Annotated in this window: 16 protein-coding genes; 9 read left to right on the top strand and 7 right to left on the bottom strand. The window is 61.2% G+C overall.

The window, feature by feature from the left end:
• Positions 1–5 precede the first annotated feature (5 nt).
• Positions 6–1,073: a BMP family ABC transporter substrate-binding protein gene (locus tag AC0L2M_RS29025; protein WP_023801834.1), complete on the top strand. Its 1,068-nt coding sequence runs from the start codon at positions 6–8 to the stop codon at positions 1,071–1,073.
• Between the two features lie 172 nt (positions 1,074–1,245).
• Here AC0L2M_RS29025 and rimO read toward each other — a convergent pair whose 3' ends face one another.
• Complete coding sequence (gene rimO, locus AC0L2M_RS29020; RefSeq protein ID WP_023801833.1) at positions 1,246–2,559, bottom strand: 30S ribosomal protein S12 methylthiotransferase RimO; 1,314 nt, start codon at positions 2,557–2,559, stop codon at positions 1,246–1,248.
• A 192-nt stretch (positions 2,560–2,751) separates the two neighbouring features.
• A complete protein-coding gene (locus AC0L2M_RS29015; RefSeq protein ID WP_023801832.1) occupies positions 2,752–3,438 on the bottom strand; it encodes a TerC family protein in 687 nt (228 codons plus the stop codon).
• 316 nt (positions 3,439–3,754) lie between these two features.
• On the opposite strand from AC0L2M_RS29015, the gene AC0L2M_RS29010 reads away from it, so the two are divergent.
• The 6 genes from AC0L2M_RS29010 (at position 3,755) to AC0L2M_RS28985 (ending at position 7,356) form a co-directional block, all read left to right on the top strand.
• Positions 3,755–4,549 carry a helix-turn-helix domain-containing protein gene (locus AC0L2M_RS29010; protein WP_287241496.1) on the top strand — a complete coding sequence of 265 codons (795 nt, stop codon included), beginning with the start codon at positions 3,755–3,757 and terminating at the stop codon, positions 4,547–4,549.
• A 68-nt stretch (positions 4,550–4,617) separates the two neighbouring features.
• The gene (locus tag AC0L2M_RS29005) at positions 4,618–5,016 is read left to right on the top strand and encodes an SRPBCC family protein (protein ID WP_473536542.1); all 399 of its coding nucleotides are present in this window, start codon (positions 4,618–4,620) and stop codon (positions 5,014–5,016) included.
• Between the two features lie 29 nt (positions 5,017–5,045).
• Positions 5,046–5,402, top strand: coding sequence for a VOC family protein (locus AC0L2M_RS29000; protein ID WP_473536540.1), 357 nt, complete (start codon positions 5,046–5,048; stop codon positions 5,400–5,402).
• Positions 5,403–5,696: 294 nt separating this feature from the next.
• Positions 5,697–6,230 carry a hypothetical protein gene (locus AC0L2M_RS28995; RefSeq protein WP_473536539.1) on the top strand — a complete coding sequence of 178 codons (534 nt, stop codon included), beginning with the start codon at positions 5,697–5,699 and terminating at the stop codon, positions 6,228–6,230.
• Complete coding sequence (locus AC0L2M_RS28990; protein ID WP_473536538.1) at positions 6,227–6,820, top strand: hypothetical protein; 594 nt, start codon at positions 6,227–6,229, stop codon at positions 6,818–6,820. Before AC0L2M_RS28995 ends, AC0L2M_RS28990 begins: the two co-directional genes overlap by 4 nt.
• The gene (locus AC0L2M_RS28985) at positions 6,796–7,356 is read left to right on the top strand and encodes a hypothetical protein (protein WP_128169546.1); all 561 of its coding nucleotides are present in this window, start codon (positions 6,796–6,798) and stop codon (positions 7,354–7,356) included. Before AC0L2M_RS28990 ends, AC0L2M_RS28985 begins: the two co-directional genes overlap by 25 nt.
• Here the strand turns inward: AC0L2M_RS28985 and AC0L2M_RS28980 are convergent.
• The 5 genes from AC0L2M_RS28980 to AC0L2M_RS28960 form a co-directional block, all read right to left on the bottom strand.
• Positions 7,337–8,488 carry a hypothetical protein gene (locus AC0L2M_RS28980; protein ID WP_473536537.1) on the bottom strand — a complete coding sequence of 384 codons (1,152 nt, stop codon included), beginning with the start codon at positions 8,486–8,488 and terminating at the stop codon, positions 7,337–7,339. The genes AC0L2M_RS28985 and AC0L2M_RS28980 overlap by 20 nt on opposite strands.
• A gap of 420 nt (positions 8,489–8,908) precedes the next feature.
• The gene (locus AC0L2M_RS28975) at positions 8,909–9,118 is read right to left on the bottom strand and encodes a hypothetical protein (protein WP_023801824.1); all 210 of its coding nucleotides are present in this window, start codon (positions 9,116–9,118) and stop codon (positions 8,909–8,911) included.
• A 118-nt stretch (positions 9,119–9,236) separates the two neighbouring features.
• The gene (locus AC0L2M_RS28970) at positions 9,237–9,470 is read right to left on the bottom strand and encodes a hypothetical protein (RefSeq protein ID WP_473536536.1); all 234 of its coding nucleotides are present in this window, start codon (positions 9,468–9,470) and stop codon (positions 9,237–9,239) included.
• Positions 9,471–10,110: 640 nt separating this feature from the next.
• Positions 10,111–10,335 carry a hypothetical protein gene (locus AC0L2M_RS28965; RefSeq protein ID WP_128245053.1) on the bottom strand — a complete coding sequence of 75 codons (225 nt, stop codon included), beginning with the start codon at positions 10,333–10,335 and terminating at the stop codon, positions 10,111–10,113.
• A gap of 567 nt (positions 10,336–10,902) precedes the next feature.
• The gene (locus AC0L2M_RS28960; protein ID WP_473536535.1) at positions 10,903–12,621 is read right to left on the bottom strand and encodes a hypothetical protein; all 1,719 of its coding nucleotides are present in this window, start codon (positions 12,619–12,621) and stop codon (positions 10,903–10,905) included.
• Between the two features lie 365 nt (positions 12,622–12,986).
• On the opposite strand from AC0L2M_RS28960, the gene AC0L2M_RS28955 reads away from it, so the two are divergent.
• Both AC0L2M_RS28955 and AC0L2M_RS28950 read left to right on the top strand, forming a co-directional pair.
• A complete protein-coding gene (locus tag AC0L2M_RS28955; RefSeq protein ID WP_292395898.1) occupies positions 12,987–13,292 on the top strand; it encodes a hypothetical protein in 306 nt (101 codons plus the stop codon).
• Positions 13,293–13,496: 204 nt separating this feature from the next.
• Positions 13,497–14,381, top strand: coding sequence for a porin family protein (locus tag AC0L2M_RS28950; protein WP_473536534.1), 885 nt, complete (start codon positions 13,497–13,499; stop codon positions 14,379–14,381).
• The last annotated feature ends 61 nt before the right edge of the window (positions 14,382–14,442 follow it).

Here is a 14,442-nt window from a genome sequence, read left to right as displayed (position 1 = left end):
ACACGATGAAAAAACTGCTTATTGCGCTGATGACCGCGGCGGCGGCATTGTCGCTGGCGGCGACCGCCGAAGCGCAGGAAAAGCTGAAAGCCTGTTGGGTCTATACCGGCCCGATCGGTGATTTCGGCTATTCGTACCAGCATGACCAGGGCCGCCTGGACGTGGAGAAGGCGCTCGGCGACAAGGTCGAGACCGCTTATCTGGAGAACGTCTCCGAGGGTCCCGATGCCGATCGTGCCTTCGAGCGCCTGGCGCGCGAAGGATGCAAGATCATTTTCGGTACGTCCTTCGGCTTCATGGACCCCGAAGTGAAGGTCGCCAAGAAATTCCCCGACGTGATGTTCGAACACGCGACCGGCTACAAGACATCAGAAAATCTCGGCATCTACAACGCACGCTTCTACGAAGGCCGCTACATCCTCGGCCAGATCGCCGCCAAGCAATCGAAGTCGGGCGTCGCCGGCTACATCGTTTCGTTCCCGATTCCCGAAGTGGTGATGGGTATCAATTCCTTCATGCTCGGCGCCCAGTCGATCAAGCCGGATTTCAAGGCGAAGATCGTCTGGATCAATTCATGGTTCGATCCGGGCAAGGAAGCCGATGCCGCCAAGGCTCTGTTCGACCAGGGCGCCGACATCATCGTCCAGCACACCGACTCGACCGCTGCCCTGCAAGTCGCCGAAGAGCGCGGACTGCAGGGCTTCGGCCAGTCTTCGGACATGATCAAGTTCGCCCCCAAGGCGCAGTTGACCTCGATCGTCGACGATTGGGGCCCGTACTATATCGGCCGGGTGAAGGCCGCGCTCGACGGCACATGGAAACCCGGCAATGTCTGGCTGGGCATCAAGGACGGCGCCGTTAAAATGGCCCCTTACACCAACATGCCCGACGACGTGAAGGCGATGGCGGAAGCCACCGAGAAGAAGATCGTCGAAGGATGGAACCCGTTCACCGGCCCGATCGCCAAGCAGGACGGCACGCCGTGGCTGAAGGAAGGCGAAGTCGCCGACGACCCGACGCTGCTCGGCATGAACTTCTACGTCAAGGGCGTCGACGACAAGCTGCCGCAGTAAGCGCAAGATGGGCCAAAATCTTGACAGGAAGGGCGCCGCGCGGCGCCCTTTCGTTTAGCAAGAGCCCGAAATAGGGATCGATTTCGGGAAGGGTCATGCGCAAAATCAGGTGTTATGTTATGCGGCGTCCTTTGCCGCCCGAAAGGACGCGGCGCCGTAGGGCGAGATGCGGTCAGACCGCTGAGCCGTAAAGATCGTAGGCGTCGGCACGGTCGATCTTGACGGTGACGACATCGCCGGCGCGCAACGGACGCCGCGACTGGATATGCACCGAGCCGTCGATTTCGGGTGCGTCGTATCTGGTGCGGCCCTTCGCCGAGGTGCCATGCGCCTCGTCGATCAGCACTGGCAGACGCTTGCCGACCTTCCTGGCGAGTTGCGTTGCCGAGATCTTCTGCTGGCGCTGCATGAAACGGTGCCAGCGCGCCTCCTTGATCTCCTGCGGTACCTGTTCGAGGCCGAGGTCGTTGGAGCGGGCGCCCCTGACCGGCTCGTATTTGAAGCAGCCGGCGCGGTCGATCCTGGCTTCGTCCAGCCAGTCGAGCAGCATCTCGAAATCGTCGTCCGTCTCGCCGGGGAAGCCGACGATGAAGGTGGAGCGGATCGCCAGATCCGGACAGATTTCGCGCCAGCCGCGAATGCGGTCGAGCGTCTTTTCGCCATGGGCGGGCCGACGCATGTTCTTCAGCACTCGCGGCGAGGCGTGCTGGAAAGGAATGTCGAGGTAGGGAAGGATCGTTCCTTCGGCCATCAGCGGGATGACATCGGCGACATGCGGGTAGGGATAGACGTAGTGCATGCGTACCCAGACGCCGAGCTTGCCGAGTTCCTCCGACAGATCGAGGAATTTGGCTCGCACTTCGCGATCGCCGAACATGCTGGTCTGGTATTTGATGTCGATGCCGTAGGCGCTGGTGTCCTGCGAGATCACCAGGATTTCCTTGACGCCGGCCTTGGCCAGTTTCTCGGCCTCGCGCAGCACGTCGGCCGCCGGCCGCGAAACGAGATCGCCGCGCAACGCCGGGATGATGCAGAACGTGCAGCGGTTGTTGCAGCCCTCCGAAATCTTGAGATAGGCATAGTGGCGCGGCGTGAGCTTGACGCCTTGCGGCGGCAAAAGGTCGACATAGGGATCGTGGCTCGGGGGCGCGGCCTCATGCACCGCAGCCATCACGCTCTCGTAGGCCTGCGGACCGGTGATGGCGAGAACGTTGGGATGTTTTTCGCGGATGACGTCCGGTTCGGCGCCGAGACAGCCGGTGACGATGACCCTGCCGTTCTCCGAAAGGGCGGAGCCGATGGCATTGAGCGATTCATCGCGAGCCGAATCGAGAAAGCCGCAGGTGTTGACGACGACCAGATCGGCGCCGTCATGCTTGCGCGCGATCTCATAGCCCTCGGCGCGCAGGCGCGTGATGATGCGCTCCGAGTCCACGAGGGCTTTGGGGCATCCAAGGCTGACGAAACTGACGCGAGGGGCAGACATTTGCGGTTTCCAATGGACGCGGGCCGGAAACCCTTAGGCCCGGCCCGGAAGTCTCGATGCATGTTGATCTTTTGAACTTTCGCAGAAGCTCAATTCGCACGGCGCAATAGCATAGTTCCGCAATCAGGCAAACCGAGGAATGGCTTGGCGCCTCGGGCGGGCCTGCACGCTAAGACCGGCACTGCTCAGGTTTCAATGGCCGCCCGGCCCGAACCAGGGCGCCAGGAACGCAAACTGTTCGGGCCACTGCTGCACAGCACCATCCAGAAGCATCTTCACGGCGACATAGAAAATGATCACCAGGCCGATATAGGCGATCCAGCGGTACTTATGCAGGAGGCGAGCGACAAACGAAGCGGCGAAGCCCATCAGCGCAATCGACAGCGCCAAGCCGATGATCAGGACCGTCGGATGGTCCATCGCCGCGCCGGCGACTGCAAGGACGTTGTCGAGAGACATCGAAACGTCGGCAATGACGATCTGCCAGGCTGCCTGAGCGAAGGTCTTGCGCGGCCCCTTGCCGCCAATCGTCCCGCTTTTGTCATAATCGACATTCGACAACGCTTCCGTCGCGTCATGTTCCTGCTCGTAGCTGACACGCAACTCGCGCCACATCTTCCAGCACACCCAAAGCAGCAGCAGGCCGCCGGCTATGAGGAGAATGGGGCCGATGGTGAGAAGCCACTGGGTGATCAGAGCGAAGAAGATGCGAAGCACGGTGGCCGCCGCAATGCCGACGAGAATCGCCTTCTTGCGCTGATCCGACGGCAGGCCCGCCGCAGCAAGGCCGATGACGATGGCATTGTCGCCGGCAAGCACAAGGTCGATGGCAATGACCTGGAGCAGGGCCGCGAGGCCGGCGGCGGTAAAAATTTCCATCAGCTGGAATTTCCTTGCTTGGTCGCCAATCGTTCGTGCCCGGACGCCCTAACGTGTATGGTTCCCGTGCGTCAAGGCTCCATGGCGATAAAGACGGCAAACTGCCTATCGCGGGCGACATCTCCAGCAGCCGGTGAAAGCTGCCAATCGAACGGCGCCCCGGTCGTCAAGACGCATTGCACCGCAGACGCCCGCTCACAGTGCAGGCCCCAAACGAGGGTTGGAGCACAGAGGACAGGGTTGAAGCCCGCCGCCAGCGCAATAGATTTCGGGGACCGAAGGGTACGATGCCTAAAGTTCCTCACAGGAGAGGCTCGTGACATCCGACAACACACCCGTCCCTTCCGGGGCACCAATCCTTTCCGGGGCAATCGGGGAGTACCGCGAGTTCGATCCTGCGGCCGCACTCGAAGGGCATTTCCAGTGTGCCTGGTCCAATACATTGCGCCCGGACGCGGCGAGCCTGTCGGCCGTGGTCCCCGACGGCTGCGTCGACATCACCTGGATCGACGGCGATCTGGTCGTGGCGGGCCCCGACGTGGCCGTTGCCCTCTCTACTCTGACACCTGGCTCTACGGTGATCGGCGCCCGCTTCCGACCGGGTGCGGCAAGCCGATGGCTCGGCCTGCCGATGTCGGAAATCGTCGGCGGCCGGGTGGCGCTCAGCCACTTCTGGGGAGCGCTTGCGCGCGAAATCGCCGAAAAAATTGGCGAGGCGTCCTCGACGATAGAGCGGATGCGGGCGATGCAAGCGGCACTCTGCAGGCTTGCGCCGGATGTCGAGCCGCCGCCTGCGGACATGGGATTTGCCTTCAACGCGCTGAAAACCGAATCCGCCGGTCCGGGCATGGCGGTGATCCTCGACCGGCTCGACGTCAGCCCGCGAACGCTTCGCCGCCGCTGCCAGGAGGCTTTCGGCTATGGCCCGAAGACGCTCGACCGCATCCTCCGCTTCCAGCGGTTCCTGAACCTGGCGCGGCAGTCCACCGAGCCGCGCCTGGCCGGTCTGGCGTTCGAGGCGGGCTATTCCGACCAGGCGCATCTGACGCGCGAGGTGCGGCGCCTGTCGGGCTTCTCGCCGGCGACGGTTCTGCGGCAGCTCGGCGCCTGAGCTGGCCGTTTCGTTCAATACGCCACCGCCAACGCGGCCTAGTCTGCCTTCGTTGAAAGGAGGCAGATATGACGATCTACAAATCCCGCATCATCACCGTGTCCATCGACCGGGACTGGCGCGAAGTCTATGACTTCGCCTCCATCCCTGAGAACTTCCAGCGCTGGGCGGCAGGCCTCGGCAGGCGCTTCGAAAGATCGGGCGAGGAATGGACCGCGGAGGACCCCGACGGCCGGCCCATCCGCATCCGCTTCTCCCGGCCGAACGAATACGGCGTCCTCGATCACATCGTCTTTGCCGATGACAAGGAAACCCGCAATGCGGTGCGCGTGGTTCCTAACGGGACCGGCGCGGAGGTCATGTTCGTGCTGTTGAGGACGCCGGACATGACGGAGGAGATATTCGCTGCCGACGCCGAGGCCGTGCAGCGCGACCTCAACAGCCTGAAGGCAATGCTCGGGCGCTGAGCATCCAAAAACCGCGAAAGGAGAAGATCATGGCCAAATCCAGGAACGACAAGCGCATCGATTATGTCGAGTTTTCCGTCGGCGACATCGCGCGCTCGCGCGACTTCTATGGAAAGGCGTTCGGCTGGTCCTTCAAGGACTACGGGCCGAGCTATTGCGAGTTCAACGACGGCCGCCTGACCGGCGGCTTCGCTCTGGGTGGCCAGGGCAAGGCGGCAGGCGGACCGCTGGTGATCCTTTATGCCGACAAGCTCGACGAGACCCAGCGCCATGTCGAGGAGGCCGGCGGAAAGATCGTCAAGCCCGCCTATTCCTTCCCGGGCGGCCGCCGCTTCCATTTCTCCGATCCGGACGGCTACGAGCTGGCCGTGTGGTCGGACAAGTGAAGAAGGTGAGGGGCGCCGAGCCGAGTCCGGTGCCTCTCGAATGGTTTGGGGGCGAATGGTTTAGGCGGGCCGCGCTCGACGCCAGGAGCGGGGATTGAACACTGACCGGGCGAGCCACCAACGATCCGATTGCGCGGCTGGTGTCCCTGCGCTGAACCCCTTGGAGATGCCTGCCGCTGCTGTTGTAACAAATTGATCTCGCATCGTATAAGGCTGGCCTGAGGACCATCGCATACCGCACGGCGCATGACGGAACCGACACGAACGACAATACGGCAAAGGCTGTATGCTTTTTTGATTGCAGGCCTGGGCGGGCTGGCCGCATCGGCAATCTCGTTTTCAATGACGCTCTACGAAGCTGCCCATCCGCCAAAGGTGCCGATTGTGCAGGCAGGCCAGCAAATCGATGCCGGTCGCTGGTTTGTGACCTTGCGAACGGCACGTGTCGGAACCGTGCCGCCGACAGGCGTTCCCCCATCGCGGCCCGTGCAGCTTGTGATGGTGGACATGGATGTGGTGAACCGTTCCGCCACCCCCAACAACGTGCTCCATCGCGTCGTCACGCTCAGCGCGCCGGCGCAAAAGCTGCCGATGCCAACGGGTTATCTCGATCGTGACAAGTATCTGGCGGGATATTTCAATCCCAACATGCCGGAACGCCTGACCATGGCCTGGGAGTGGCCGGCCGGTGTGCCCGTGCCCGACAAGGTGACGATCACCGTCACCGGCCAGATCTACAAGCTGCGCGACAATGTCTACGGCGCAAGCGGGTGGTTCGACCGTGATCCGGTTGCGACGGTCGACCTGCCGGTGGAGAAGGCGCCATGATGCGCATGCTGCGTTCGGCGCTGGCGCTGCTGTTGGCTGCCGCCGTGCTCTACGGCATGCAGCACACGCGCCCGCTGTACAGCGACATTACATCGCCGATAGTCGCTTCGGGCGGGATGAACAAGCGTGTGGAGGCCCGCGCCTTCGCGCTTTCGCTGGACAGCACCAGGGTGGCGCGTGTTCTCAACGTCGAGACCTTCGGCAAGTCAAAGACCTACACGAGTTCCGGCGTATGGGTTGTGGTCGAAGGCGAGGCCGAGGCGAAATTCGAGACCCTGGGACTCACATCGGGCGAGTGGCTGAGCCGCAGCGGCATCCGTTATGTCCTGACCGACCGCTTGTGGGCGACGATCGAAATGATGCCGGGCGATGTCTACCAGCCCGGGCTGCCACGCCGGGTCCTTCTGGTGTTCGAAGTGCCGGAGGATGCCGTCGCCGACGGCACCGTCGTGGTCGCACCCACAAAATTGCTGCCGCTCGACGACGAGATCCGCATCGCCACGAACATTTCGGGCAAAGACATCGAGCCGGCGATCACCATCCGCCGCAACGAAGAAAGGCCGCCATGGACAGTTCTCCCGCAAAGGTGACGTCAACGCGGCGAGGCTACTGGCTGAGCATGATGGCGCTGGTGGTCGCACTGCCTGCCGCGCTGGCCGTGCAGACGTGGGGAAGCATCAAGGACTGGCGCTCCCAACATCTGCGCCAGCCGCTATCTGCGAGCTTGGGACAGCCGGTCGATTATGCCGGCGCCAGCTGGACCGTGACACGCTTCACCAGACTGGCAGGCAGCGCGGGAAGCGCCGTCGTGCTTGCCGAATTCGAAGCTCTCGCTGCTGACCCGAAAGCGCTCGGCTCGGTTCCATGCGAGGTGCGGCTTTCCGATGGGAGCGGTCGCGAATGGCGGCCAACCCTGTTTGCCGATCCGGTGGTCAGGAAGCAATATCCGGAGGCCGAGCAACGGTCCCTGTGCGGCGGCATGGCATTCGCCGCGACGGAGCCCGGCAAACCGGCACGGATGGCTGCCAGTTTTTCGATCCCACCTGCGGCGAGCGGCCTCAGGCTGTCGATCGCCCTCTACTCGGGGCTGCCGAGTTATCTCAGCGTCAGCGAGCCGCGGACCTGACGCCATTCGCTTCGCCAGCCATGGCGACCGCGGTCTCGAGCACGGCTGCAAGCAGCGCGACCCGGACCGGGTCGAGCAGGATTCCTCCGTCGAGTTCGCTTGGGCTGCCGATGAACAGGCTGATAGCATCGGCGAAGATCTGCCAGGTCCCGAGATCGTGCGCTCCGATCAGCCTCGTCAGGCCATACCATGTCCAGGCGCCGGCCCAGGAGATGGCCTGATAGGCGATGACGAAGGTGACAAGCGTGGCCAGGCCGGCACTGAGCGTCAGCTTGACGCAAGTCCAGACCGGCGAATAGCGGCTGCGGTAACCGCCAACGAAGTGAGACGCGAAATCCTTCAGCCACTTCTGCCAGGAGGTCGCTCGGGATGGCGCAGGACCGGGAGCGGCCGGCGCGGAAAGCTCATAGCCGTTGATGATCGCCGCCATCACCAGCCAGACAATCGGCAGCAACGCGAAAAAGAATAGATTCTGAAGCTGCTCGCCGAAGGGAAGCGGCCGGAATTCCACGGGAACGAACTGGCCGGCTGCGACCGCCTGACTTACCGGCGCAAGCAAATCGAGGCTGAGCTGTTGCAGCGCGGCGCCTGCGCCAAGCCAGCGGATGAACTGGTCCTTCCATACGCCGAGCGCGTAGAGGCCGATGAAGACCCAGGTTGCGTCCGTCGCCACGATCAGCAGCCGCCAGTAAGGGTGGGACGCGCGCGCGTTCAGTCGCTTGGCGGCAAAACGCACCAGCCAGCATATGACGATCGACAGGACCACGCCGCTTGACTGAAGAATGGCGAAGATGTCGACGCTCTTGCCGAAATCGGCCTGGGCGAGCGCCATGCGCGAATATTCGCGAACCGTATCGCCAAGAAAACCCCAGGCGGCATAATAGGCGAAGAACGGCAGGATCGCAGCGGCGGTAATCGCCAGGACCGGCTCGCGCTTTGTTTCGTCCACTGCCTTTTTGGCTTTTTGCCTCAGTGCCGCCACCGCCGGCATGTGCGGCCGGAGCACCACGAACATCACGACCAGCACCGTCAGCTTGGCGAGGACCACCAGCGACAGCATGACCATTCCGCCCAGCGGGAATTGGAGGCCGATCGTCACGGCGCCCTGAAGCAGCAGACCACGAGCGATCATACCCAGGCAGCCGACAAGCAATAGCTGCGGCCAGCACTGGACAAGCAATCTCGCGGTTAAGGCAAGCGGCCGATATATGTCCTCAATTGCCATGGTCATCGCGTCGGTTTCGTAGTCCGATCCTGGGATTTTGTGTCACCAAACGGTCCGCCTTCAGACCGTTGCGATCAAATTCAAACCACCTGGGGTTGAATACCGTCGGAGGTATCGCAAGTTCACCTCATCCGCCTTGCAGGCGATGGCAGCTGCGGTTCAATCATGGCATTTGGCGTCCGTCAAATCCGTTCATGACGCAGCCATGCTCGGCCAAGTTGTTTCCGGGCGATCGGGGATCCCCGTCATCGTCCAAATCAATTCATCAATTCGCCAAAACCCTTTGGAAACACGTGGAAATCGAACCTGGCTCTTAGCTGCGTTGAGTTATTGCCATGCCCCGTGCGCAGTCAATAGCTTGTGCTTTTCGAAGATCGCCAGTTTCTGCGGATAAGTGATCCGCACCTTGGCGTTGCACCCGTCGCATCTGAAGTGGGCGATCGTTTTCAACGCAGAGCCCTTCCTTACCGCCGGATGCGAGCAATCCGGACAAGCGAATGTGAGGGCAACATCAGACAGGTCTTCGGCCAAACCCATTTCCATCTCCTTCGCAAGCGCTGTGGCTACACTCTGGCGAGACTCAAAAGGCAATTACGATGCCAATCCGGCTGTGCCAAAGCGGGACTGGAAAGATTCGTCAGGGAAAGCCGCCAAGCTAGCGCGCCTGTTCTGCGCCCTTTGAACGACGAAGCGACCTGACCTCCTCCAGCAGTTCGCGCTCACTGGTCGTAATGTTTCGGAAGATTGCGACAATCATCACCGCCAAGGCTTCGGCATCCCGGCTCAAGGGGTCGATGTGTTCATCTGCGCAAACCTGATCGTACACGCGTTCACAAATAGCCAGATCGTGAGGGCTGAGGCGGGTGCGATTGAAAGGCCGGTGCGGCATTGCGAACCTTCGAGGCTCGCTGCCCGTGCAAAAGAAGCGGGCCTTTGCACAAACGCGAACCGTCGAGTGGTTGTTCCCGGCTGCAAGCTTCTGTTGCACCGACCACCGGCAGGATCCGCGTCTCGCCTCCACGCAATTACGCCAACGTGCGTCGTGGGATGGCGTATAAATCCGTCTGTGGTCGTCATTTGACGACTGTTCAAAGCGGTATCCGTTGAGCATTCTCAGCGCCAAGCGCGGGGGCGGAGATGTTTTTCAAACAGAATCCACAGAATTCAATGGATCATCTAACAGACGATCCCATTATCCGCTGCGATATCGCAGATCGGGTATTAAAGGCCGCCGAGAGCGATGGGAATCTGCCGATTGCGTGGCGCGTGTACAGATCGCCGCAAGTTGCAGAAAAAACCCGTCAAACCCGCGCGTCTCCTGGTCCAATGCATGTTGCCCAAAAGCATGCCCTCGGGGCCGGACACGAGGGTGCGCAGCCGAGCGGCCGGCGCCGCTTGGGGGGCGTGGGGTAAGAACGCTCGACGGCGCCGGCCAGGCGGATTGGGGGTCCGCCGCCGTTGGATAGTACCGATTTTGGCAAATCAAGTAATTCCGTTATCGCGGAATGTCACGAGCCGGTCGACAACGCTCAGTCCTTTGCATCGTCATCGTCTTGCACAGAGCCATCGTTTTCATCTGCCGGGCTTTCAAACCCGGCCAACTGCCGGTCGGCCACTTCTTTGGCGAGGCCCACCAGGGCGTCGACCTCTTGCATCTGGTCCACATGACCGCCATTGGCGACATGTTTGCGGATCCTCTTCAGTTGGTCGGAGGTTCGTCGCAACGTTTGCGCGATTGACAGCTTCTTGGCCACGCCTGCATCTCCTGCATCCCAACCAACCATCCAGACGAGCAAGCGTTCCGGCGGGAAGGCTTTTGCGGCAAAAAAGTCGATACTCCATCGACCGGCTCGATACAGCCCTCGCAACTGCGACAGGCGGTCGTGGCATCAAAGGTGCGCCGCAATGGGTCAACATGTCTGGCACCGCAATTGCATGGGCATTGATGGGGGCGAGTGGGGGGCCCCGCCGCTTCGCAAATGGAGCGGCGGGGCTTTTTTGCGTTCTTCATTGGCAAGTGCTCAATGATGCAGCAACTCGCCAAAGATGATGCCTCTGGTGTGCTTGTTGGTTCTTCCTGGAAGTCCGCGCCTTCCATTGAGCAAGTTCGAGTGGCCCGGCAGCTCTACTGGGGGACTGTCAGCAGGCCGCCGGGCCAAGACCAGCGGGCTTAAGAGGAGGCGCTGTGCTGGCTGAGCAAAATCTGCGCTCAAGACAACGCAATAGCATCATCCGAACGAACACTTCCGTCCATCCAGATCTCGTTGTTTTTGATGCCGGCTTCGACGCAGGGCAGGTGAGGGGCGGGCGCCGCTGACCTCTTAGTCGTCTGCGACGCCAAGGCCCGCTTTCCTTAGCGAGCCGAGGAACAACTCGACATCTTGCGGACGGGCCAACCGCGCCGAAACCACCTGGCGCATGTTCTTCACCAAATCAGGTTGATTTTGGTTCAGCCATGCGACCTCGCGATCAGCCGCGATTTTGTAGCCTCCCTCACCGAAAACGGCAGCGGCAAGCAAATGATAGATCGGATTCGACGGAAATGGCGATTTGTTGATCCACATAGCTGCCTGAGGATAATCCCCGCTGAAATACGAGCAAAGGGCCAGATCCACGTCATAGTAGCCTGGCCCCGGGTTCTTCTGACGCGCCTCCGCTATCAACTGGCATCCGTCATGCCAATTTCCAGAAACCGCCAGGCGCTCTCCATATTCGCCCATAAACTCGGTGTCGTTCGGGTTGATGGTCAAAGTCTGCTTGCCCACTTTCAATGCGGCATCGATCTCCTTGTGGAAATAGAGCGCAACCATTTCCGCCTGGCGTCCCCGGATGTTGACAGGATCAAGCCCCACAGATCGCCTTGCCGCCGCCAAGGCGCGATCGAGCGCAGCGGCGGACTCAGCGGGGTCGGCTGAAAACTCGAATCGGTAGTCATCTATGTAGATCAGCGAGAGAAGACCCCAAGCGGTGGCGTAGGTCGGAAAGCGGTCCACCGCCTTCTCAAGGCACGCGCGTACCGATGACCGGCTTTCTGCATCGACACCGACCCGATATGCGTAAAAAGAAAGCGTGCAAGAGTAGGCGGCCCAATCGTCGGGCGGATTGACGACGTGGAGATTGGCGTCTGCCTGGAAGATGACGCCATATGCCTGGGCCAGGCTCGATGACACATTACGCGCGATGTCCGTCTGGACTTCCACAAGCTGCGCCACTTTCAGCCCGCCATCATAGCTTTCTGCCCACAGAACCGAGTTGTCCGCCCGGTTGAGCAGCCGGACCCGAAGCCGGAAGGCATCGGTCGACAGGTTCACGCTTCCGGCCAGGACAAATCGTGCCGGCGAGATCGATGGATCCTCCCCCTTTGCGGCCGACTCCACGACCACGATATCCTTGAATTTGGAAAGCTGGCTGACGACTTCCTGCCTCAATCCACTTGCGATGGCCTTGGAGGCTTCCGTTCCTGAAAGGTCGTCAAACGTCTCGACCAGCAGTCGCGGGATCTCAGGCGAAGTCGGGCGAACGTCGCTCCTCGCCAATCCCAATGCCAGAACAGCCAGTGCCGCGATGATTGCCGCAAGAGCCACCGTCAGCCATGATGCCTTCATCCATCGAGCAGGGGGCGGGACTTTCTCTGCTCGGTTGACCGTCAAGGCCGGCTCAATGGTCTCGAGGGGCGATCGCACCGAGAACGTTGGAACGTAACCGCCTTTCGGGATCGTGATGAGAATAGGATCGTCGTGTCCGGCAGTCAGGTAGTATCGTTCGAGCCCGCGCCGGAGGTGGCCAGCCTCGATGCGGACAATCGGATCCGTCTGCGGGTCGAAGGACATGTCACGGCCGAACACTTCGACTGCGATCGAATAGGCCTTGATCCGATCACCGCGACCCGCCAGCGTCTCCTCCACCACATGGCTGAGGAAGCGGCGCTCGCGACCGGTTGCATCGAAGTCCGCGCTGTTGAGTATCCGGGCAAGCTGGGCACGACAATCCTCTGGGGCGAGCCCATGCTCCCTCCCTATGGCTGGTTCGGCCCGGATCACCTTGGTTTCCCTCACCTGACGTTCTGGGGGTACTACTCCCAGTTATATTTCATTTTTCGCCGGCTACCCCGCTGCGTAATTTATATCCGCGAGAGCCTGTTCTTGCAATACTAGTAGTCTGAACGGATAACGCTGGGACGACGGCAACGGTTCGCGCAATGCGCCGGCGGATGACAAACGAATCAAAGAGTTAGGCGGCCTCACCGGCAGCGCGGTTTGAATTTGCGATTTACAGGCTTGTGCCCGACCGAGCTCGGTATGGATGTCCAGAAATTACCCTGTTGCCCACGTAACTTACATTCCTCAGCCGCCTCCCTGCGATAGGCTAGGGTGGTTTCGGAAGGACACGAATTTGCGCCATGAGGATGGACGACGAACCGGCTGATAGACAAAGAGCGGTCTCGACTGCGGTTCGTCGGTTCCCGCAATTTGAATTGGCGATCCATCGGCTGATGGGCCGAAGTGAGGGCTTTCAGGATATGTGCGAGGAACTTGCTGAGGCGGAGTTGGCACTCTTGAGGATCGACAAGGTGCCGCCGGCATTGCGCGAGTCCAGACGAGCCGAATGGCAGGAACTGGTGGATCGGTTGGTTGGGGAGGTCGGGGCCGTGCTGCGCGCGGATGCCGCCCGGAAACCGCATGTCATTCCTTGGCCGCCACGCCAGAACTGAGCCGAGGCTGGCTTGGAATGGCAATTGACCTGCGTGCGGTGTTGGGCGGTAAGCCCCGACAGCTTCGGATTCCGCACGGGAATCAGCCTGCTGTTCCGAAGTAGGCCTGGCACTGTCCGTCGGTGACAGCAATAAATGAACCCCTGTCGACATGAAAGACGATCGGAAACCGATATCCATTAGCTGAGCGGCGCGAATAGAGATATGTTGTCACTGCGGGTGCAAGACGATCGCGTCGGACATGAAGTAAAGGACGGAACTGGAGGGGACTTCGATATGGGAATCATCCGAGCTCTCGTGTTGGCTTCGGCGGGAACAGCGGCAGCGCTGTTTGCGGTGCCGGCGATCGCTGCGGACGCTGCGACGCAACTTCCTGAAGCCGCCCCCGCGCCTGCTGAAGCCGCGACGGCCTGGACCTTCGCCGCAAAACCCTATTTCTGGATGGCAGGCATGAAGGGTAGGGTCGGCGTCAGGGGCCTGTCGCCGGTCGATATCGACGTCGATTTCGGCCAGATTTTCGACCACATCGATTGGTCTCCCCCGCCGGTCATGCTTGCCGGCGAGGCGCGCAATGGCCGCTACGCTCTTTTCACCGACTTCATCTACCTGGGACTCGAGGCCGATGGCACGTCGCCCGGCCCGTTGGCTCTTTTCTCGGCCGAAGCGAACATGGACACGGTGGTGTGGACCTTCGGCGGATCCTATCGGGTCTTCGATAATGGCACCGCGACCCTGGACGTTCTGGCCGGCGGGCGGCTCTGGCACCTCGATGCGGATCTGACCGTTATTGGCCCTCTCGCCGTAAGAGAGGCCAGCGGCAGCCAGACCTGGGTCGACCCCATTATTGGCGTGGCCGGCGACGTTGCTCTCGGCAACGGATTCGGACTCCATGGCGAGGCCGATATCGGTGGCTTCGGCCTTGGCGCCGACCTCGATTGGCAAGTGCAGGGCACGCTTCAATACCGGTACAGTGATTCGGTCACGCTGGAAGCGGGCTATCGCTACCTTGCCGTGGACTACGACGACGACGGATTTGTGTTTGACATAGCAATGCAGGGACCAATCATCGGCGCCAGGTTCCGGTTCTGATTGGCTCTGCGCCTGAGACGACTTCGAAACGGGAGAAGAGTTTGGGAAACTGTTTCGTGAG

It is taken from the genome of Mesorhizobium sp. WSM4806 (assembly GCF_055811635.1).
Note: the sequence above shows the minus strand (reverse complement) of the source record. Positions and strands in the feature narration are given on the sequence as shown.